This is a genomic window from Sinosporangium album, from assembly GCF_900100605.1.
Taxonomy (GTDB): Bacteria; Actinomycetota; Actinomycetes; order Streptosporangiales; family Streptosporangiaceae; genus Sinosporangium; species Sinosporangium album.
Genome location: NZ_FNCN01000014.1, coordinates 69,686 through 89,453, shown reverse-complemented (window position 1 = coordinate 89,453; position 19,768 = coordinate 69,686). Strand labels below are relative to the sequence as shown.

The following is a 19,768-nucleotide window of genomic DNA, read 5'->3' as shown; positions in this document are numbered from 1 at the left end:
GTGCCGAGCCGTGCCCCCAGTGCATTCACGACCCGCCCCGGCTCCGCGAGAGCCGGGGCCGGCGGTCCGGGGGACGCAGTTATACAGGGAGCGCGGCTTTGAGGTGGTCGCGGAATTCGCGTACGTGGGGGCTGGTGCCGTACGGCTCAAGCCGGTTGGCGAAGCGGCGGATGAGTTGGGCGGTGCGGGAGGAGGCAAGGGTCTTGGCGGCGGGCACGGTGGCGCGGGCGGTGGCGACGGCCTGGTCCAGGTCGCCCATAGCCAGGTGGGCGTTGGCGGCGTCCACGCGCCCCAACTGGACGGCTCGGACAAAGAGGCCGTCCAAGGAGGAGACGGCGCTGTCGGCGCTGGCCAGCGCCCGCCGGTGGTGGCCGAGCGACGACCAGACGCGCCCTTCCCCGAAAGCGTGCTGGGCCGAGTCGTAGAACGCGGCCCAAGCGGGGTCTCGATCGTGGGGGCCTTTGGCGAGGGCTTGTCCGGCCTCGTTGAGGAGCCGCTCTACCTGCCGGTCGTGGCGGGCCGGGGCGTCGCCGTCCGGCTCGTCGGCCAGGGCGAGTGCTCGCGCGTGCTGGACAAGGACCATCGCCATGACGCGCGGGGACGCCTCTGCCCGGCGGGCGGTGTCCAGGGCCGCGTTGGTCAGGCGCCCCGCCCAGCGCCGTTCGCCCAGGTGGAAAGCTTGCAGGGACATGGTCCTGAGCACCCAGACCGAGGTCAGGGCGTCGCCGCTGGCCTTGGCCAGGCTGAGGGCCTGGCCGTAGTGCTGCTGTGCCGACCCGTGCTGCTCTAGGTCGAACGCGGTCCATCCTGCCAGCCTGGCCGTCTCCGCAGCGGCGCTGAGCAGCTCCCTGCCGACGTCGGCACTGTAGGTGCCCTTGAGCAGCGGGGTGACGGTGCTGTGGAGGTACTCCACCACCGCCGGCCTGACCAGGCCCGCGCCGAACTGGGAGTCCAGTTTCTTGAAAGCCTCACACGCTTCGCGCATCCGGGTGGCGTCGCTGAGGCCGACCTTGGGGCCGGGGCCTTGGTGGGCGGTGGTGGCGGGGGGTGTGTCGTGGGTGTGGGACAGCAGCCATTCGCCCAGGGCCGAGGGTATGAACGGCAGGGCGGCCAGCAGGGCCCGGCGGTTGGTCTCCATCTCGCTCCTCCACAGTCGCGTCGCCTCCTCGACGACGGCGGCGATGCCGGTCGGGCGCATGGGGGCGGCCTCGGCGGTCAGGCCGAGGAGGCGGGCCAGGTCGCTCTCCTGGATGCCGAGGATCTCGGCGATCCTGGGCCAGTAGTAGGCCCGGATGCCCTGCTGCCCCCGCTCCCAGCGGGCCCAGGTGGTGGCGGTGACGCCGACGGCCTCGGCGGCCGACTCCTGGGTGAGCCCTTTGAAGCGGCGCCGTCCGGCCAGGTATGTGCGTGGAACAGGGCTCATCGGGCCCGTCCTCCTCGTCATGTGATCAGGGGAGCACACAGTGTGGTGAACATGCGAGAGGCGCATGGGAGTCAGTGGTGAAACGACCGGCAAACGACCACAGGACGCTTAGCGATCACGACGTGCTTTCCTGGCATCCGGTCGCGACCGCGAGCTCCATCGGAAGGCCCGACGATGAGTCGGCCCAAGCGTGCCGGAGCTCCATCGAAATGTGCGCGGATTGGAGGGCGTTCCCCCGCCTCGCGACCAATACGGACAAACAGTCCTACCCGTGGCAGGCAGTTGCATGTGAAGTAGGCTGTGAAGCGTGACTCTTCTACGCCCAGCGAGTCCGTTCGGCACAGAGCCCGTCGAGGAAATCGATCTCCGCCGAGCTCCGCTGGATCGCGTTCTCGCCCAAGTCAGATTCCCCAGCCTCACCAAGCTGCAAGGCTCCGACGCGATCAGCCCGTTTGCGCAGAGAGTCACGGCCGATTTTCCCTTCTTCGAAGAGCTTCGACAGACGGTCTTCCAATTCACCCCTTCAGGAGTGGCTACGGAACCGACAGACCAGCGGGTTTGGCTGCTTCGGAGCATTGACGAGAGATGGACGGTCACAGTCACCGCTTCCACTGTCTCCCTGGAGACGACGGCCTACAGGTCGCGCACCGAGTTTGCGGAACGCTTCGGAAACGTGATCGGCGCGTTTGCTGAGATCATGAACCCACCGCGCGTCGAACGGCTTGGAATACGTTACATAAACCGACTGGCAGGCCAGTATTGGCTCGCCGAACTTCCTAAACTGGTTCAACCAGAGGTACTCGGCGGCCTGGCTGTGCCGTTGGAGGGATCAAGCACTCTCCGAGTCAGCCTCACCGAGACCGTTTTCCAGAACGATGCCCGCGGAATTCAGGCCAAATGGGGAGTCCTCCCAAAGGACACCTTTGTCGACCCGAGCTTGCCACCGATAGCAGATGTGTCATGGATCCTCGATCTGGACAGCTTCTCCCAGAGGCAACGAGAATTCGATGTCGACGAACTTAGCGATGAATTAAGAGATCTTGCCGCACAAGCGTATCGAATGTTCAGATGGGCCGTTAAGGACGAGTTTATCGAACGCTTCAGGGACGATTCATGACGATAGCGACCTTCACTCATCTGACCGGACCGTCGCATAGAGTCGGTCTGCTTGGGAGACTAACGGGTCTCTTCACATCTGTTCCGACCACAGTTCAATCAGAGCCGATTGTTGTGGAGCAGGCGTGGGAACCCACGCGGGGATCAGACATCGCGATAAGCCCCGACATGGTCCACGAGGCCGCGGCGGTCGCCATTGGAACCGCTGATCTCGTTCAGCGGCTGCACGAGATTTCCGGGTTGACCTGGGAACAACTGGCCAGACTCTTCTGGGTCAGCCGCAGGGCCATCCACCACTGGGCCGTCGGCGGCACGATGAACAGTGCAAATATCCGACGACTGAGCCATCTCCTTAGCATCGTCGGGGAGCTTCCAGGGTCCACCCCTGCAGATCGGCGTGCGGCGATCTTCGTTCCGCGAGAGAATGGGCGGAGCCTCTACGACGAGCTCATCCAGCGCTCGGACACGGAGACGATCAACGCACCTCTCCCCCCTGAGAATCTGCTGGGCGCCCTTCACGACTGACCGCCCGCATGCTCAAAGCCGGAGACCGCGAGTACGACGCACCCCTGAAGGAAGACGACCTCTGACCGCCCCTGCTCAAGGGTGAAGAGGTCGCGGCGAAACTCACGCACTACCGATAACCTCACGATGCCGCCGTCCTCCCTCAAACATGCCACCTCGTCCAGTCCAACCGAGCGACTGCACAGATCTCGCCCGTAGTCACAGCCTCGGGCCAGGAAGCGAGCGAGGTTGGGGGTGTACGGCGGCGGGCCGTTCGGTCGGGGAAGGCCCTCCGGGGCGGGACCGAGTGCGGCGGGTGGGGCCGGGGGGCGGGAGCCGTACGGGTTAGGGGCGGTCGCGGGCGGCGCGGCTGTGACGGTGGCCGTAGAGGAAGAAGATGGCGACGCCGATGATCATCCAGACGACGAAGCGGAGCCAGGTCTCGACGGGGAGGTTGAGCATGAGGTAGAGGCAGGCGAGGACGGATAGGGCGGGGAGGACGGGGACGAGGGGGGTGCGGAAGGCGCGGGGCAGGTCGGGGCGGGTGCGGCGCAGGACGACGATGCCGATGGAGACGACCACGAAGGCGAACAGGGTGCCGATGTTGACGAGTTCGGCGAGGGCGGACAGGGGGATGAGGCCGGCGAGGACGGCGGTGGCGGCGCCGATGATGACGGTGGTGCGGGCGGGGGTGCCGAAGGTGGGGTGGACTTGGGCGAGCCCTTTGGGGAGGAGGCCGTCGCGGCTCATGGCGAAGAGGATGCGGCTCTGGCCGAGCATGAGGATCATGACGACGGTGGTGAGCCCGGCGATGGCGCCGATGCTGATGAGGCCGGCGATCCAGGGTTGGCCGACTGCGCGGAAGGCGTCGGCGAGGGGGGCGGCTTCGCTGAGCCGGCTGTAGGGCTCCATGCCGACGACGACGAGGGAGACGCCGACGTAGAGGATGGTGCAGATGACGAGGGAGCCGATGATGCCGCGGGGCAGGTCGCGTTGGGGGTTGCGGGTTTCCTCGGCCGCGGTGGCGACGACGTCGAAGCCGATGTAGGCGAAGAAGACGATGGCGGCGGCGGAGAAGATGCCGAGCACTCCGTAGGCGACGGGGGTGATGCCGAAGAGGACTTGGATGAGTGGCGCGGTGAGTCCTTCGACTTCGGGGGTGGATCGGGCGGGCGGGATGAAGGGCGTGTAGTTCGCGGCTTCGATGAAGAAGAGTCCGGCGAAGATGACCAGGAGGACGACGGCCACTTTGATGGTGACGACGACGAGGTTGACCCGCGAGGACAGTTTGATGCCGAGGACGAGGACGACGGTGAGGATGAGGACGATGGCGACGGCGGGCAGGTTGACGATGGGGTTGTCGCCGGCGATGGTGTCCGGCAGGTGGACGCCGGCGGTGGACAGCAGTGATGTGAAATAGCCTGACCAGCCGACGGCCACGACGGCCGCGCCGAGGGCCATTTCCAGCATGAGGTCCCAGCCGATGATCCACGCGGGGAATTCGCCGATGGTGGCGAAGGAGAAGGTGTAGGCCGAGCCCGCCACCGGAATGGTCGAGGCGAATTCTGCGTAGCAGAGGGCGGCGAGGGTGCAGACGACCGCGGCCACGACGAAGGACAGGGCGACGGCGGGCCCGGCCAGGTCGCGTGCGACTCGTCCGGTGAGCACGAAGATGCCGGTTCCGACGATCACGCCGACGCCGAACACGGTGAGGTCGAGTGCGTTCAGGTTGCGGCGCAGCCGGTGATCGGGCTCTTCGGTATCGCGGATCGAATCTTCAATTGATTTAGTACGGAAAATCCCCATCATCACACCCCCCTCAAAGGAGGTGCCTACCCGATCATTTCCGGGGGAATCGCTCAATCTTTAATGACCGGCCCGCCATCCCGTGTGGGAGCGCGGCCATGTCGGCGCAGCGGCGGGCCGCCTCCTAAGGACGGCGAAATGAGTACGGCAGGAGCCCGCGCGGGCTCCTGCCGTACTCAAAGAACTCAAGGAATCGGCCGGCGGTGTGCGCTCAGCGGGCCGGGTGGTTCTCCAGCATGGCGGTGCGCTTGGCCACGGCCTCGGTGATGTTGCGGGCGAGATCCTGGGGCGTGAGGCCGATCTCGCTGAGGATCTTGGGTCGCTTGGCGTGGTCGAGGAAGCGCTGCGGGATGCCGTAGGTGCGGACTGGGATGTCGACGTCGGCGTCGCGCAGGAGGCGGGCGACGGCGTCGCCGACGGCGCCGACGCGGCCGTTGTCCTCGACGACGGCGACGAGCTTGTGGGCGGCGGCGGCGAGGACGAGGGCCTCGTCGAGGGGCTTGACCCAGCGGGGGTCGACGACGGTGGCGGAGATGCCCTGGGCGTCGAGAAGGGCGGCGGCCTCCAGGCAGACGGCGGCCATCGGGCCGACGGCGACGATGAGGACGTCGGGCTCGCCCGAGCGCAGCACGTCCATCTCGCCGAGTTTGCCGACGGCCTCCAAGGCGGCACCGGCGGGCCCCTTGGGGAAGCGGACGACGGTGGGGGCGTCGTCGACGCGTACGGCTTCGCGGAGGAGTTCGCGCAGCCGGTCGGCGTCGCGCGGTACGGCGATGCGCAGGCCGGGGATCACCTGGAGGATCGACAGGTCCCACATGCCGTTGTGGCTGGGGCCGTCGTCGCCGGTGACGCCGGACCGGTCCAAAGTGACGGTGACGGGAAGCCTGTGGAGGGCGACGTCCATGAGGAGCTGGTCGAAGGCCCGGTTGAGGAAGGTGGCGTAGAGGGAGACGACGGGGTGGAGCCCGCCGAGGGCGAGCCCGGCGGCGCTGGTCAGCGCATGCTGTTCGGCGATGCCCACGTCGTAGATGCGGTCGGGGTAGGACTCGGCGAAGTCGGCGAGGCCCACGGGGTGGAGCATGGCGGCGGTGATCGCGACGATGTCGTCGCGCTCCTTGCCGAGCTTCACCATCTCGTCGCCGAACACGTTGGTCCAGCTGTACGGCTTGGGCACCTCTTGGCCGGTCGCCGGGTCGAAGACGCCGGGCGAGTGGAAGCAGTCCTCGTCGTGGTTCTCGGCGGGCGAGTAGCCGTGGCCCTTGGTGGTGATGACGTGGACGATGACGGGACGCCGGAAGGCTTTGGCCTTGGCGAGGGCGGCTTCGACGATCGCGGTGTCGTGCCCGTCGATGGGCCCGATGTATTTCAGGCCAAGGTCCTCGAACATGGCCTGCGGGGCGAAGATGTCCTTCACGCCCTTCTTGATGCCGTGCAGAGTGTCGTAGACGGGAGGACCGACCAGGGGCACCTTGGTGAGGTTGTCCTTGACGAACCCGAGGACGTCCTCGTAGCGCTGGTTCGTCCGCAGCGCGGACAGGTGCGAGGCGAGGCCGCCGATCGTCGGCGAGTAGGAGCGGCCGTTGTCGTTGACGACGATCACCAGGGGGTGGTCCTGGTCTTTGCGGCCGGCGATGTTGTTGAGCGCCTCCCAGGCCATGCCTCCGGTCAGCGCCCCGTCGCCGATGACGGCGACGACCGCGCGGTCCCTCTCGCCGCGCAGCGCGTAGGCGTTGGCCAGGCCGTCGGCGTAGGAGAGGGCGGTCGAGGCGTGGGAGTTCTCGATGATGTCGTGCTCGGACTCGGCCTGGCTCGGATAGCCGGACAGCCCGCCTCCCTGCCGCAGCGTGGCGAAGTCGGAGGCTCGGCCGGTGAGCATCTTGTGCACGTAAGCCTGGTGACCGGTGTCCCACAGGATGCGGTCGCGTGGTGAGTCGAAGATCCGATGCAGGGCGATGGTCAGTTCCACCACCCCGAGGTTGGGCCCTAGGTGTCCGCCGGACTTCGCGACTGCCGCCACGCACAGGTCGCGGATCTCTGCGGCTAGTGCCGGCAGCTCCTCGACCCTGAGTCGTTTGACGTCGCGCGGTCCCTTGATCGAAGCCAACAGGCCCTCGCCTGCGCTCGGCTCGCTCACGGAATCATCCCCTCTGTTCCAGCTCGCCATCAGACCGAGTCTAGTTCGAGAACGCCCCGTTTCCCGACTGGATGCGGAGCTGGTCACTGTAAGAGGGGGCTGATCCAGGCTGGTGCCGTACCTCTCGTGTACTTGTCGCATTGCAAACCCTGATATATCCAGGCTTGGCCTATGGTTGACCTCACTATGAACTCTCTCCCCAAGAGGAAACTCTCGTCACTCTTCGCAGTGACCTCGGTCTGCGCCCTGTTGGGAACCGGTACGGCCCTGGCCGCCACTCCGGCCGCCGCCGCGACGAGCGCGGCCGCCGCGCCGCAGCAGACCCTCACGGGAGCTTCCAGCGAGGCCACCGCCCCCCCGCGCGGCCGGACCGCGGCCGTCGCGAACCCGCTCTACCGGTCTGGAGCGCTTGCCCCCTCGACCTGCGCGCCCACGCCGACGCGCGCGGGCAGCACCGCCTCGTTCAGGGCGTATGCCACCAAGGTCACCACCTGTCTGAACGCGTCGTGGGCCGCGCAGTTCAAGAAGGCCAAGATCCCCTTCAGCAAGCCCAGGCTGCGGTTCGTCACCTCCCGCATCATGACCCCGTGCGGAAGGTGGAACAAAGGCGCGACCGGTGTCTACTGCGGAACGAACCGCACGGTTTACATCGCCATCACCAAGCGGAATCTGAGCGACCCCTTCGATCTGGGGCTCGCCCAGCTCGTCGCCCATGAATACGCGCACCATGTGCAATACGTGTCGGGAATTCTTCCGTATTACTGGCAGCAGGCGGCCCGCAGCAGCGGGTCGGCGAAGCTGCTCCTTTCCCGCCGTTCGGAACTGCAGGCCGACTGCCTGGCGTCCGCCTTCCTGCGCAGCGCGTCCACCTCTCTGCCCGTGGAGCAGGAGGAATGGGACGGCATGATCCGCTGGACCAAGAAGAACGGCCACAAGGGATGGCCTACCAACGACCACGGCAAGGGCACGAGCCAGGCGTACTGGATGCAGCGAGGGTTCAACGCCGGGTCACCGTCGGCCTGCAATACGTGGTCCGCGTCGTCGAGCCGCGTGGCGTAAAAACCTTCCCTCTCCCGTGCCCGGGTGACTCCGGTTCGTGAATCCGGCTTCCACCTCATCCCCCAATGCTCCACCATCCATACAAAGGATAGGAATTCCGCTTTACCGCCAACTTTTCCTCCAATAAGGTTCTGTGCCCATGCGAATCCCCCTCAAGTCACTTGCTGCCGGCGTTCTGGCGAGCATGATGTTCGCCGGTACGGCTCATGCCGGATTCGCCGGTACGGCTCATGCCGGATTCGCCGGTACGGCCCATGCCGGATTCGCCGGTACGGCCCATGCCGGATTCGCCGGTACGGCCCATGCCGGATTCGCCGGTACGGCCCATGCCGGAGCAGAGGCGCAGGCCCCGGCCTATCCCCGGGTGCTGACGAACAACCCCGTCTATAAGACGGGCCCGCTCGGCCTGAAAACCTGTGAGGAAGTGCCCGTCCAGGCCGACGACATCGAAGGTGTGCGCGTTTATCTGGAGTTCCTTCTCGACTGCCTCAACGAATCGTGGGGCGCTCAGCTCAAGAAGGCTGGATACTCCTTCACCAAGCCCAGGCTGCAGGTCATCCCCAAGATCGGCAACTCGGCCTGCGGCAAGTTCCCGCGGGGCGCCCAGGCCGTCTACTGCTGGGACAAGCGCACCATGGTCGTGCTGCTCGACAAGGCTCTGCTGGCGGAGCCGTACGAGCTCGACCTGATGCACGTGATCGCCCACGAGTACGGCCACCACGTGCAGAACATGGCCGGCATCCTGCCCGGCTACACGAGACTGCCTGCCGCCTCCGAAAAGGTCTGGCTGGGCCACCTGCGCCGTATCGAGCTTCAGGCCGAATGCCTGTCCGGCGCCTTCATCGGCAGCGTGTGGCACTCCCTGAAGCGCGACCCGTTCGACTTCAAGTACATCGTGAAGACCGCGAAGTACTCGGACTCGGCGTCGCACGGCAAGGGCAGGAACATCGCCCATTGGCTGCAGAAGGGCTACGACCTGGAGGGTCCGCACGCCTGCAACACCTTCACCGCGCCGAAGAGCCGGGTCTCCTAGGGCGCCACGGCCGCGCGGGTCGTTTTCACCGCCGCGAACGACGGACCGAAACAACGAACCGCCCGGCGGAAGGGTATTCCGCCGGGCGGTTTCGGTTGGGGAATGCAATTCGAACGACTCCCCCGGCGCCGGAGCGGGCCGGTTCGGCCTCGGCCGCACCTCGCGGTGCGGCCTCGGGCGCCGTCAGGAGCAGGGACAGCGGGCGGCACCCGCGGACGCCGGCCAGGTGGATCTTGCTGGTCTGCCCGCCGCGCGAGCGGCCGAGCAGGGCGGCCTTCAGGCGGAGCCCGCGCCGTCGCCGGGCGCGCCGGCGTTCTTCCCGCTCCGGGTCGCTTTCGGCGTCCCGCCCGTCCTGTCCTTCCGGGCCGCCCCCTTTCGGCGGGCCTTCTCCTCTTCGGCGGCGGCCTTCTCCAAGGCGGTCAGCACGTCCGGATCGAGGTGTGTCCCGGCCGCGTCGTGGTGGGCCCGGACAGTGGTGGAATCCACGCTGACCAGGGATAGGTCCACCCGGCCCAGCTTCGCCGCCTCGGCGATCAGCGCCTCTGGCAGGGCTTCGAAGACACCGGCATCCCGCCACTGCCTGAAACGGTTGTGCACGGTCGGCCAGGCGCCGAACCCAGCCGGCATCTCCCGCCACTGCGCTCCAGTGCTGAACCGCCAGATCACGCCCTCGAACTGCTGCGCCTCCCGCGTACCCTCCCCCACGGCGTCGTCCTTTCCCTCTGGGTCGCGACGGCCGCGGTCGACCTGGCGTTCACCGTCACCGTGTGGGCGGGATTCCGGGCCGGCGGCGGTGTGCAGTACGAGGTCCGGGCCCGTTGGATCCCCAGCGCGGGGGTCGGCTACCACGTGGGCGTCGACGGACCAGTCTCAGCCCGCCGCCGCGGACCCTGTCCTGGGCCAGCAGCGTCAGCGCGTCCAGCAGGTCCAGGCTCAGCCCGTCCACGGACTCCTGCGTTCTCCTCATGTCCGCACCGTCCGCGGCCTCCCCGCCGGCGGCAAGCGACACGCGGCCCACCGTCTCGAGAGAGTGAGTCTTCTGGATCGTCATCAGGTGTCCCTTCCGGTGAAGTTCCCGCCTAATTCATGACACTCCCCGCCATCGCCATGCTCAAGCTCGGCTGCCACCCGACCCGAAGTCCCCGGTCGATGACACACGGATCAGTCACGAGAGCAGTCTTCGGTTGCGGCGCAAGGTCAGTTCCTACGCGCACCGACACGGTCTGAGCTTGATCCTTCGCAGGTCCAGGAGAACGTCCTGATGAGAGGGTTCCCACCGCCTCCCCCGGCGAGGCGGTGGTCTGCACCCGAACAACAAGCTGCTCCTCACAGGTCCGACCTCGTCTTCGATCGTCCCTATGGCTCGCTTACGAGCGTCGTCGGCACGGTGTCGGCGCCTCGACGACCAGCGTGCTTACTTGCGTCGTTGAGTGCTTCCCAGCGCCGGTAGACGTCGAGCGCCCGCTCGTCCTCGACGTGGATCATCGGCAGATTCCTGCTCTGCCAGGGCTTGGAGAACTCTTCGTAGAACGTCGACAACGTGAAGTATTTCCTGTCATCGGTGTAGTGGTGGGAGTAGGCGGCGCGCGTCGTGAGGAAGAGCACCCGATCGGGACTCGCGTAGTACAAGGCGCCCAGACACATCGGGCAGGGATGCGCCATCACATAGACGTCACATCCAACCAGGTGCTCGGTGCCGAGCTTGCGACAGGCCTCGCGGATGGCTACGACCTCGGCATGTGCGGTGGGGTCGTGAGTCTGGGCAACCAAGTTGGGGCTGGCGGCTAACACTTCGTCACCCCGCGCGATGATGCAGGCAAACGGGCGGCCGCCATCGTCTACATTCCGGCGTGCCAGCGCGATTGTTTGCTCGATCAGCTCCATGTCCATCACCTGTCTAGAGTGCTGAGTCAGCTCTGAGGCCCCGCAGGTGCTGCTCGAAAAGCAGCATCGCCTTCTCGTGATAGCCACCCTCGAGGGCGCGCAGGATGTCGGTGTGCTCGTCGTGCACACGAGACGCGCGGGCCGAGAACTCTCCCAACGACAGTTGCGCCTCGATCCAGATCTGGTGGACCAGCGCCTGGATGCGCCAGAGCACTTCATTGCCACAGATCTGCCCCAACGCGGCCTCGAAAGCCAGGAAGAGACGGGGCTCGGTGGGCTCGTTGATGTCCTCGGGTTTGACCTCCGCGAGGGTGCGGCGCAACGACGCAAGTTCGTCCGGGCCGACCCGTTCACAAGTCTCCCTGAGAACCTGGAGCTCGATAGCGATCCGGACGCGCAGCAACTTGTCGACGAGGTCTTGGTCGATGGTCAGTCCATAAAGCATCTCGCGAGCGGCCACGCCGTGTGCAGCGTCCCGAATGAAGGTGCCGCTGCCCTGCCGCGCTTCGACCCGACCGAGCCCCTCGAACACCTTGAGCGCCTGCCGCACGACGGGCCGGCTAACGCCCAGCTGGCTGGCCAGGTCTCGATCGCCCGGGAGCCGATCTCCAGGCTGAAGGTCGTTCAGGGCGATGTACTGCTCGATGCGCTCCAAGACGGTGCGAAACAGGTCCATCCGGGCGATGGCAGTCAGTCCGTATGACGGCTCCTTGGTAACCACTCACTGAGCTTAACATGGTTACTGGACAGTGGATACTGGACAGTGGATAGTGGCTTGACCAATTCTGCTACAGGCCTTAATGTCCGACTTCTCGGGGGCATACATCAGCGTCTTCGTCTGGTCTACGACGGACTTACGCAGGAAGGCTTGCTCATGAAGCACAGCGACGACGACGGAGGTCGTCAGGCCGCAGCCCACGCCGGTCACGCAGCGGCGGGGCACGCGCTGGGACGCGCGCTCCGGGAGTGGTCGCCGAGGCGCCGGGGCTTCCTCGGGGTGGTGCTGGCTACCTCGCTGCTCACGGCGTGCGCCCCCAGCGGCACTGGGGAAGGGATACCCAACGCGGGCACCCTTGTGATCGCGGACAAGGAGCAGCCGGCCTCGCTGGACCCCGCCCAAGTGAGCGCGACAGACATCGGGTCGAACGCTGTCTTCAACGTCTACGACCGCTTGGTGGACATCCCGGCAAAGTCCTCGGATCTCGTGCCGAGCCTGGCTGTCGAGGTCCCCACGACGGACAACGGGCTGATCTCCAAGGACGGACTGACCTACACGTTCCCGCTGCGGAAGGACGTCAAGTTCCACGACGGCAGCCCCTTGACCGCCGATTCAGTGAAGTACTCCTGGGAACGGGTCATGGAGATGAACCTGCCGGAGAGCGGGGCTGATCGCATGGCCAAGATCCGGCAGATGACTGCGCTGGACGACCACACCTTTCAGGTGGCTCTCTCTGAACCAGATGGGTCGTTCCTCCGCTCGATCGCAGCCTCGCCACTCGCGAGCGTGGTGAACCCGGCGGTCGTGGAGAAGAACGGTGGCGTGGTCGCCGGGCAGCCGAACCCGTGGATGACCAGGAATATCGCCAGCAGCGGACCATACAAGCTCAAGGAATGGGTCTCTGGTGCCCACCTGTCCTTCGAGATCAACGAGGACTACTGGGGTCAGCCGGCGCGCCTTCCGGTGCTACTCAAGGTCGCCGTGGCGGAGCAGGCGACCGAGTTGCAGGCCAAGGCGGCCGACATCATCAGCATGTCGGCCGACAGGGTCGCGACGGTGCGGGGCCAGAGCGACATCACCGTCGATACGTCCACGCCGGGCCTGCAGCTCAACCAACTCGGCTTCAACATGAAAATCGACCCCTCGAGCCTCCCCAAGGGTGACGACATCCCGGCGGACTTCTTCCAAGACGTCCGAGTCAGGAAGGCATTCAACTACACCTTTCCCTACAACGACTACATCGCCGGCGTGCTGAGCGGCTTCGCCGAACGGGCCGGATTCGTATTGCCCAAGGGGATGTTCGGCCACGATCCGAACGCCGGGATGTACAACACCGACCTGAGCATGGCGGAGAAGCTGTTCCGGGAGAGCGGCTGGTGGGACCGCGGATTCACGATGTCCATCCTCGTCGACGGGACCGCCGCGCCGTTCAACGGCGCCGCCCTGGCGTTGAAGGACGCAATCGAGAAGCTCAACCCGAAGTTCCACGTACAGGTGCTATCCGTCCCCGAGACCACCTTCGACAAGATGATGGCCGAGGACCCGATCCCCGCCGCGATGTGGTCATACACCAGCCCTGGGCTTACTGCCCCAGCGGACTACGCGGCGGACCAGGCCCACCCCGACGGCAAGTGGGGTCAGGTTGGTGGCTTCCGCAACGGCTACTCCGACCCTGACAGGGTCGCCGCCCTGTGCGAGGAAGCGAGCACGTCGCCCGACCCGGATCGTCAGGCGAAGCTGTACGGAGAGTTGTCGAAACTGCAGTACGACGAAGCGATGTGGATCATCACGGCACAGGAGTCGCTGCCGATGGCTCACGGGAACTGGGTGACGGGCGTGACGTCGAACCCGCTCTGGCCCCGGCCCAGCTTGCGGTGGGCGCTGTACGACAAGCCCGCTAAGCCCTCCGCAAGGTAAGCCACAGGGAAGCAGGTCACAGGGCCATGCGTCAGTACATAATTCGCCGACTCATCGCGTTACCGTTCGTGATGTTGGCCGTCACCATGCTGGTGTTCGTGCTCGTCCGGGTTGGCGGGTCGCCGATCGGAATCTACCTGGAGCCCGGCATGACGAAGGCGGAGGTAGCGGCACTCAACGAGCGCTTCCACCTCGACGATCCTCTCCCCATGCAATACATCTACTGGCTGCGGGGCGTGCTCCAAGGTGACCTCGGTTGGTCCGGCGCCGCATCGGCCCCGGTCATGGAGGTCTACCCCGAAAAGTGGGCTGCCACGATCGAACTGGCACTGGCGGCGGGAGTGGTGGCTGTCGGCCTGGGGATTTGGCTTGGGACGTTCGCTGCGCGACGTCGGAACAAGCCCCCTGACCAGTTCGCCCGGGTCTTCTCGGTCGCCGGGGCGAGCCTGCCCAACTTCTGGTTCGGGCTCATGATGTTGATCGTCTTCTGGGCGTGGCTCAAGTGGTTCCCCAATGGCAGATACGACATTGCCCTGTGGGAGAGCATCCCGCATCCCACGGGGCTGTACACCGTGGACTCTCTGCTGGCTGGAAACCTTACCACTTTTCTGGATGCCATCTGGCACCTGGCGCTACCCAGCATCGTCCTCGGATATGTCGCCGCCGCGATGATCGTGCGGATGATGCGGTCGTCATTGGTTGACGAACTCGGTCGAGACTACGTGGACGCCGCCCGGGCCAAGGGCCTCCCGGAGCGGATCGTCATCCGTCGGCACGCCCGGCGCAATGCCCTGGTGCCCACGGTGACCGTAATCGGTCTCGCGGTCGGGGCTCTCCTCGAAGGCGCAGTTGTCGTGGAGACGATCTTCCAGTGGCCAGGCTTGGGCAGATGGATGGCTCAGGCCGTGCTGGCCGGTGATGACGCCACGATCTTGGGCTATGTGCTGTTTCTCAGCGTGTCCTTCCTCCTGGTCAACCTGATGGTCGACCTGGCGTGTGCCCGCCTGGACCCGCGAATCAGTCTTCAAGGAAGCGATTGAACATGAGCCAGTTCGTCGAATCCACCGCCGTACGGTCGGCCCCGAGGTGGGGCTATGGAGCCACCGTTCGTGCCCGCCGGGTGGCTTCCCTTGCGGGACAGATGCTTCGTAACCCGGCCACGGCGATCGGAATGGGCATCATCTTCTTGATGCTGCTGCTGGCGGCACTTGCTCCCCTCCTGGTGCCGGAAAACCCGACGGGTACCTACCAGATGCCGCGAGACCTAGTGGCTGCCAACATGCCGCCGGGCACCCCGGGGCACCCCTTGGGCACCAACGTGCTGGGCGGCGACATGCTCTACGGGATCGTGTGGGGCTCCCGCCTCTCCCTGTTGTTGTCGTTCGTCGTCGTGGGCATCGCGATCGTGATGGGCCTTCTCGTCGGCAGCGTGGCAGGGATGAGCGGCGGCAAGGTCGACAGCGTGCTGATGCGCATCGCGGACGTCTTCCTCTCGGTGCCCGAACTGATCTTTCCGCTGACCATCGCCGCGTTGCTCGGACCGTCCTTCACCAACATCATCCTGGCACTGTGTGTGGTCATCTGGCCCCGGTACGCACGAATCGCGCGAAGCCGGATCATCCAGGTCCGTCAGGAAGGATACGTTCGGGCCGCGAGGTCGATCGGGGACTCCCGCTTCAACATTGTGCGGCGCGACATCCTGCCGAACTCGATGACCCCCATAGCGGTCCAGGCAACGCTCGATATGGGACGCGTGGTCCTGCTCGGCGCCACCTTGAGCTTCCTGGGCCTGTCCCAAGCAGGCCTGGCCGAATGGGGGCGCCTGGTGAGCATCGGCCAATCGGGCATCACCGCCGGTTGGTGGTGGAGCTCGACGTTTCCCGGCCTGATGATCTTCCTGTGGACACTCTCGTTCAGCCTTGTCGGCGACGGCTTGCGGGACGTGCTTGACCCGCGGACGGAGGGCAGGTGAGGGGTCCTTCAGCTGCTTGTTCGCCAGGATCCGATCAGCCGAAACTAGCGCTTCCTGCACGGGCCTGGCCCGGTCGCCTGAGTTGGCGCTCGTGAAGACCGAAATTTTTGCCAAGACCGTTTGACGTGCGCTCGTCGGCTGACCAGGCGAGGCCGCATCCCCCGGCGGGGTCGAACCCGACCGCCGCGCCACCGCAGTTCCACCCAACAACAAGGAGATTTCATGCCATCGATCAGAATCGACGACGCCTCCCGGTTCAGCCGGGGAACCTACTCGTGCGTGAGCGCCAGTTGGGAGGGGGTCACTGTCTCCTTCGAGGAGACTCTGGAGGACTCCGACGCCACGGAGCGGTTCCGCAGAGCCCTCGGCGAGCATGGCTGCATGTGCCCGCACTGGGGTTACCAAATCACGGGTACATCGACCTACTACTTCGCGGACCGCGAACCGGAGGTCTACGGGCCGGGCGAGCTGTTCTATCTGCCCCCGGGGCACGCCCCGACCCACTCGGCGGGCTCGACCTGGATCAGCATCAGTCCGACGGCGGTTCACGAGGCTGTCCAGGCGATCACGCGGACGACCACATGAGCGCGCCGGCCGTGGCGCCTCAGAGCCTGGTCGGGTCCCACAGCACGGGACGCGATCAGACGGACGAGGAAGAGCGCAACCTGGCCGTCGTCAGCGAGTTCCTCGCCGAGCAGCGCCCACTCGGAGAAGAGACGCGGCGCCGCTTCCTGGCCAAGGATTACAAGAGCCATCGGCTCGGCATGCTGAACCTGGCTGAGCTCGCTGGCTTGGAAGACGCCGATTCGCGCCCCCACACGGGATACAACGCGGACTCGTTCAGCGATCGCCGTAACGAGTTGGTCGATATCGTCGCCCATGGCGACGTCGTGTGGACGGTCTTTCGCCTCGTCGGGACCCACACCGGGCCCTTTTGGGGACAAGAGGGGACCGGAGCGCCGTTGGACACTCTTGAGGTCGCGATCTTCCGGCTTGCCGAGGGACGCGTGAGTGAGGCGTGGTTCATGAACGACGAGCTCGCGCTTTGCCGTCAGCTCGGTATCGCAGTCGACGTGCCGAATCTCGCTTGATGGGTAGGGCTTCCCATCAAGAGGGCAGCAGGGTGAGGCCCGCGCAAGACGGCCGGCCGGCACGAGAAGTCGCCCGGCCTGCCAGGGGCGGTCTGCGTGTGCCGGCGAAACCTACGGCGATAAGGAGAGCGTCTTGCAAATGCTTGCCGCTGATCTATAGCGCTGTTTGGCTTGACGGCGAGACTCCTGTTCGCAATCGTTTGTGGTGGGAAGTCCCCTTCCGTACGAGGACGCCGAGCCTGCGTTCCACATCCCGACATTCTCCGAACTGGGTCCCGAAATTTGCACTAGGTGACGGCGCCCCAGGCGCCAATGGAGGCTTGACCCGATGACCAACCGACCTGTGGAGATGTCCGACGTGGCCCTGATGCCGCGCTGTTCGGGAGCCGAGCGCGGTGCCGCTCTGCCGCTGGTGACGGTCGATGATCTCTCGATCTACTTCCAGTCTCGACGCGGGACTGTGCATGCCGTGGACGGCGCCAGTTTCGAGATTGGTGTTGGGCAAACTGTCGGCCTTGTCGGCGAGACCGGCTGCGGTAAGAGTGTGACGGCCCGTTCCTTCTTAGGGCTGGTCCCCTCACCCCCGGCTGTCCATGCGGGTGGTCGCATCGTGTTCAGGCCGAGGCAAGAATGCCCGAGCTGTCACGCAAGCGATTGCCAGGGTGGCGGACAGGCGGAGTACGACCTCACCAAGCTCACGCCCCGGGAGTTCCGCAAGGTGCGTGGCGAGCAGATCGCCATGATTTTCCAGGACCCGTCGTTGGCGCTGAACCCGGTCCTGACCATCGGCCAGCAGGTGGCCGAGGTCTTCCATCAGCACCGCGCCGAAATGATGCTCGCCGACGCTGGTTTGAGCACCGATGACCCACTCCTGCGGCGGGCGGCGAGCGATCGCAGCTCCCGGCTCGAGCGCGCGGTGCTCGCCGCGCCAGGTCTACGCAGGCGGCGCAATCGGCTCCAGAAGGTGGTCGACGAGTATGTGGCGCAAGCCTTGGCGGAGACCCGGATCGCGAACCCTCGCAAGATCATGAACAGCTATCCGCATGAGCTTTCGGGCGGGATGAAGCAGCGCGTGATGATCGCCCAGGCGCTCGCGTGCGCTCCCGATCTGCTGATCGCGGACGAGCCGACGACGGCGCTGGACGTCACGATCCAGGCACACATCCTGGATCTCATCCACGAGTTGCAGGAGCGCCACCACACCGCTGTGCTGTACATCAGTCACGACCTCTCGTTGGTTCGCGACGTATGCGACCAGGTCGTCGTGATGTACGCGGGGCAGGTCGTCGAGCAGGGCCCTACCACTCGTCTTTTCGATAATCCGCTCCACCCCTACGCGCGCGGGCTCTTGGGCGCCGTCCCGTCCGGAGGACAGCCGCGTGGCGGGTTGTCGGCCATCGAAGGCATGGTCCCGGAACTGGTGAACCCATCGAGCCAGTGCCGCTTCCACACCCGCTGCGCCCACGCAAGCGCGGTCTGCGCTGCGCACACTCCAACGCTCACCGCTCATGACCCGCCGGACCACCGTGCTGCATGTTTTCTGTACGAGCACGCGGAGACACTCGGCCTGCCTGCCGAGGACATGCCGTCAAGGAATCGGAGTGCGTCGTGACCATGACCGAACCGCTGGACGCCCAGATCGCCGGACACGCCACCCCTTACGTGGCCTCGGTGCGCGGAATCAAGAAGCATTTCCCCATCAAAGAAGGCCTTCTGGAGCGGGTTGTCGGACACGTGAAGGCGGTCGACGGCGTCGACCTCGATATTCGTCGAGGCGAGATCGTCGGCCTTGTCGGTGAGAGCGGCAGCGGGAAGACGACGCTCGGTGAATGCATCAGCGGGCTACTAAGTCCGACGGAGGGCGGGGTCTATTTCGGCCTCTCCGCGCAGGACCATCGCCGGCTCGATGAACTGCTTGCCCCCGGGCGCGGGTCGTTGAGCGTCGACGAGCAGCACGAGCTCGACCGCATCGCGCGAGACCACCGCGTAGACAGAATGCGGGGTGAGAGGTGGCGAAACTATCGACGAAACTGCCAGGTGATCTTCCAGGACTCCAACTCCTCGCTGAATCCCCGGCACCTGATCAAGGACATCGTCGGGCGTCCCTTGCGTGTCCACCGCGAGGCGTCCGGGTGGGAGCTCATCGAGCGCGTCGTCGAACTGCTCGAGAGCGTGGGCCTGGGACGCCAGCACCTGTACCGCTACCCGCACCAGTTCTCGGGGGGCCAGCGTCAACGCATCTCGATCGCAAGGGCGCTCGCGATTCAACCCGAGTTCATCGTGCTCGACGAGCCCACTAGCGCGCTGGACGTCTCAGTACAGGCACAGATTCTCAACCTGCTCAGCGACCTGCAGAAGGTCCACAATCTCACCTACCTGTTTGTGAGTCACGATCTGAATGTCGTACGGCACATGAGTGACCGCATCGTCGTGATGTATCTGGGCAGGGTTGTCGAGACGGGCCAGAGCGAGGAGCTGTTCACCAATCCGCAGCACCCCTATACGGAGGCGCTGCTGTCCGCGAACCCGGTCGCCGGGCAAGAGTCGCAAATGAAACGGAAGCTTCTGGTCGGACCCGTCCCGGATCCCGCACGCCCCCCCAGCGGCTGCCGGTTCCACACCCGTTGCCCAGAGGCCACCAGGATCTGCGGCTGGGAGGTCGACGACACCGTTCGGTTCCTAGAGGGCAGGTCAACGGCCCTGGACGAGATGGTCGGGGTCACCAGGCACTCCCCGTTCCACGCCGACCTGTCCTTTCGCACCGAAGCCAGCGCAGCGGCCTTCGTCAAGGATGTGAAGGACGCAATGCCCCCCGCTGCTGGAGAGGCTGTGGACTTACAACTTCGCGATGGCCGCTCCGTGTCGGTTCGCTATGGCGAGGTCCCGCCGGCTGAGCTCGCCGAAGTAGCCCCGGGACATCTGTCGTCGTGTGTGGTGCGGTCTCAAGTCAACTGAGCAGAGCGTCGCGACGTGCTGGACGTTGCGGGTCGCCGCGCCGAAGAGCCGGGTTTCCTAGGGCGCCAAAGCCGCGCGGGTCGTTTTCAACGCCGCGAACGACGGACCGAAACAACGAACCGCCCGGCGGAAGGGTATTCCGCCGGGCGGTTTCGG

Annotated in this window: 16 protein-coding genes and 1 pseudogene; 11 read left to right on the top strand and 6 right to left on the bottom strand. The window is 65.8% G+C overall.

Features of this window, described 5'->3' with window-relative positions; translation table 11 throughout:
* Positions 1 to 79: 79 nt before the first annotated feature.
* The gene (locus BLQ73_RS16720; protein WP_176955500.1) at positions 80 to 1,423 is read right to left on the bottom strand and encodes a helix-turn-helix transcriptional regulator; all 1,344 of its coding nucleotides are present in this window, start codon (positions 1,421 to 1,423) and stop codon (positions 80 to 82) included.
* A gap of 307 nt (positions 1,424 to 1,730) precedes the next feature.
* Here BLQ73_RS16720 and BLQ73_RS16715 point away from each other — a divergent pair, with 307 nt between their 5' ends.
* Together BLQ73_RS16715 and BLQ73_RS16710 are read left to right on the top strand one after the other, a co-directional pair.
* Positions 1,731 to 2,540, top strand: coding sequence for a TIGR04255 family protein (locus BLQ73_RS16715; protein WP_093171387.1), 810 nt, complete (start codon positions 1,731 to 1,733; stop codon positions 2,538 to 2,540).
* Positions 2,537 to 3,064: a hypothetical protein gene (locus tag BLQ73_RS16710; protein ID WP_143020302.1), complete on the top strand. Its 528-nt coding sequence runs from the start codon at positions 2,537 to 2,539 to the stop codon at positions 3,062 to 3,064. The genes BLQ73_RS16715 and BLQ73_RS16710 overlap by 4 nt, the downstream gene beginning before the upstream one ends.
* A 324-nt stretch (positions 3,065 to 3,388) precedes the next feature.
* On the opposite strand, the gene BLQ73_RS16705 is transcribed toward BLQ73_RS16710, so the two are convergent.
* Complete coding sequence (locus BLQ73_RS16705) at positions 3,389 to 4,849, bottom strand: amino acid permease (protein WP_093171453.1); 1,461 nt, start codon at positions 4,847 to 4,849, stop codon at positions 3,389 to 3,391.
* 211 nt (positions 4,850 to 5,060) lie between these two features.
* A complete protein-coding gene (gene dxs / locus BLQ73_RS16700; RefSeq protein ID WP_420820018.1) occupies positions 5,061 to 6,956 on the bottom strand; it encodes a 1-deoxy-D-xylulose-5-phosphate synthase in 1,896 nt (631 codons plus the stop codon).
* A gap of 198 nt (positions 6,957 to 7,154) precedes the next feature.
* Between dxs and BLQ73_RS16695 the strand changes: the two genes are divergently transcribed.
* On the top strand, positions 7,155 to 8,042 hold the full coding sequence (locus tag BLQ73_RS16695) for a neutral zinc metallopeptidase (protein WP_143020301.1): 888 nt from the start codon (positions 7,155 to 7,157) through the stop codon (positions 8,040 to 8,042).
* 139 nt (positions 8,043 to 8,181) lie between these two features.
* Complete coding sequence (locus BLQ73_RS16690; RefSeq protein WP_093171383.1) at positions 8,182 to 9,075, top strand: neutral zinc metallopeptidase; 894 nt, start codon at positions 8,182 to 8,184, stop codon at positions 9,073 to 9,075.
* A gap of 64 nt (positions 9,076 to 9,139) precedes the next feature.
* Here the strand turns inward: BLQ73_RS16690 and BLQ73_RS16685 are convergent.
* The 3 genes and pseudogenes from BLQ73_RS16685 to BLQ73_RS16675 form a co-directional block, all read right to left on the bottom strand.
* Positions 9,140 to 9,801, bottom strand: a pseudogene (locus BLQ73_RS16685) (transposase); the annotation flags it as partial.
* A 630-nt stretch (positions 9,802 to 10,431) separates the two neighbouring features.
* Positions 10,432 to 10,959: a nucleoside deaminase gene (locus BLQ73_RS16680; protein WP_093171381.1), complete on the bottom strand. Its 528-nt coding sequence runs from the start codon at positions 10,957 to 10,959 to the stop codon at positions 10,432 to 10,434.
* 13 nt (positions 10,960 to 10,972) lie between these two features.
* The gene (locus BLQ73_RS16675; protein ID WP_143020299.1) at positions 10,973 to 11,680 is read right to left on the bottom strand and encodes a FadR/GntR family transcriptional regulator; all 708 of its coding nucleotides are present in this window, start codon (positions 11,678 to 11,680) and stop codon (positions 10,973 to 10,975) included.
* Positions 11,681 to 11,833: 153 nt separating this feature from the next.
* On the opposite strand from BLQ73_RS16675, the gene BLQ73_RS16670 reads away from it, so the two are divergent.
* The 7 genes from BLQ73_RS16670 (at position 11,834) to BLQ73_RS16640 (ending at position 19,612) form a co-directional block, all read left to right on the top strand.
* Positions 11,834 to 13,594, top strand: a complete 1,761-nt coding sequence (locus tag BLQ73_RS16670) for an ABC transporter substrate-binding protein (RefSeq protein ID WP_093171379.1) — start codon at positions 11,834 to 11,836, stop codon at positions 13,592 to 13,594.
* Positions 13,595 to 13,620: 26 nt separating this feature from the next.
* Positions 13,621 to 14,634 carry an ABC transporter permease gene (locus tag BLQ73_RS16665; RefSeq protein WP_093171378.1) on the top strand — a complete coding sequence of 338 codons (1,014 nt, stop codon included), beginning with the start codon at positions 13,621 to 13,623 and terminating at the stop codon, positions 14,632 to 14,634.
* 2 nt (positions 14,635 to 14,636) lie between these two features.
* Positions 14,637 to 15,566, top strand: coding sequence for an ABC transporter permease (locus BLQ73_RS16660; RefSeq protein ID WP_093171377.1), 930 nt, complete (start codon positions 14,637 to 14,639; stop codon positions 15,564 to 15,566).
* Positions 15,567 to 15,788: 222 nt separating this feature from the next.
* A complete protein-coding gene (locus tag BLQ73_RS16655; protein WP_093171376.1) occupies positions 15,789 to 16,151 on the top strand; it encodes a cupin domain-containing protein in 363 nt (120 codons plus the stop codon).
* Entirely contained in the window at positions 16,148 to 16,657 is a 510-nt protein-coding gene (locus BLQ73_RS16650) for an ester cyclase (RefSeq protein WP_093171375.1), read from the top strand. Before BLQ73_RS16655 ends, BLQ73_RS16650 begins: the two co-directional genes overlap by 4 nt.
* 328 nt (positions 16,658 to 16,985) lie before the next feature.
* A complete protein-coding gene (locus BLQ73_RS16645; protein WP_275936295.1) occupies positions 16,986 to 18,269 on the top strand; it encodes an ABC transporter ATP-binding protein in 1,284 nt (427 codons plus the stop codon).
* A 2-nt stretch (positions 18,270 to 18,271) separates the two neighbouring features.
* Positions 18,272 to 19,612 (top strand): ABC transporter ATP-binding protein, encoded by a 1,341-nt coding sequence (locus tag BLQ73_RS16640; protein ID WP_176955507.1) that lies wholly within the window; start codon positions 18,272 to 18,274, stop codon positions 19,610 to 19,612.
* The last annotated feature ends 156 nt before the right edge of the window (positions 19,613 to 19,768 follow it).

Excerpts from the sequence above, each read along its gene's own strand:
- BLQ73_RS16650 (WP_093171375.1), top strand. The coding sequence starts at position 16,148 with ATGAGCGCGCCGGCCGTGGCGCCTCAGAGCCTGGTCGGGTCCCACAGC.
- BLQ73_RS16655 (WP_093171376.1), top strand. The coding sequence starts at position 15,789 with ATGCCATCGATCAGAATCGACGACGCCTCCCGGTTCAGCCGGGGAACC.
- BLQ73_RS16720 (WP_176955500.1), bottom strand. The coding sequence starts at position 1,423 with ATGAGCCCTGTTCCACGCACATACCTGGCCGGACGGCGCCGCTTCAAA.
- BLQ73_RS16705 (WP_093171453.1), bottom strand. The coding sequence starts at position 4,849 with ATGGGGATTTTCCGTACTAAATCAATTGAAGATTCGATCCGCGATACC.
- BLQ73_RS16645 (WP_275936295.1), top strand. The coding sequence starts at position 16,986 with ATGACCAACCGACCTGTGGAGATGTCCGACGTGGCCCTGATGCCGCGC.
- BLQ73_RS16660 (WP_093171377.1), top strand. The coding sequence starts at position 14,637 with ATGAGCCAGTTCGTCGAATCCACCGCCGTACGGTCGGCCCCGAGGTGG.
- BLQ73_RS16695 (WP_143020301.1), top strand. The coding sequence starts at position 7,155 with ATGGTTGACCTCACTATGAACTCTCTCCCCAAGAGGAAACTCTCGTCA.
- BLQ73_RS16710 (WP_143020302.1), top strand. The coding sequence starts at position 2,537 with ATGACGATAGCGACCTTCACTCATCTGACCGGACCGTCGCATAGAGTC.
- BLQ73_RS16680 (WP_093171381.1), bottom strand. The coding sequence starts at position 10,959 with ATGGAGCTGATCGAGCAAACAATCGCGCTGGCACGCCGGAATGTAGAC.
- BLQ73_RS16665 (WP_093171378.1), top strand. The coding sequence starts at position 13,621 with ATGCGTCAGTACATAATTCGCCGACTCATCGCGTTACCGTTCGTGATG.
- BLQ73_RS16670 (WP_093171379.1), top strand. The coding sequence starts at position 11,834 with ATGAAGCACAGCGACGACGACGGAGGTCGTCAGGCCGCAGCCCACGCC.
- BLQ73_RS16640 (WP_176955507.1), top strand. The coding sequence starts at position 18,272 with ATGACCGAACCGCTGGACGCCCAGATCGCCGGACACGCCACCCCTTAC.
- BLQ73_RS16690 (WP_093171383.1), top strand. The coding sequence starts at position 8,182 with ATGCGAATCCCCCTCAAGTCACTTGCTGCCGGCGTTCTGGCGAGCATG.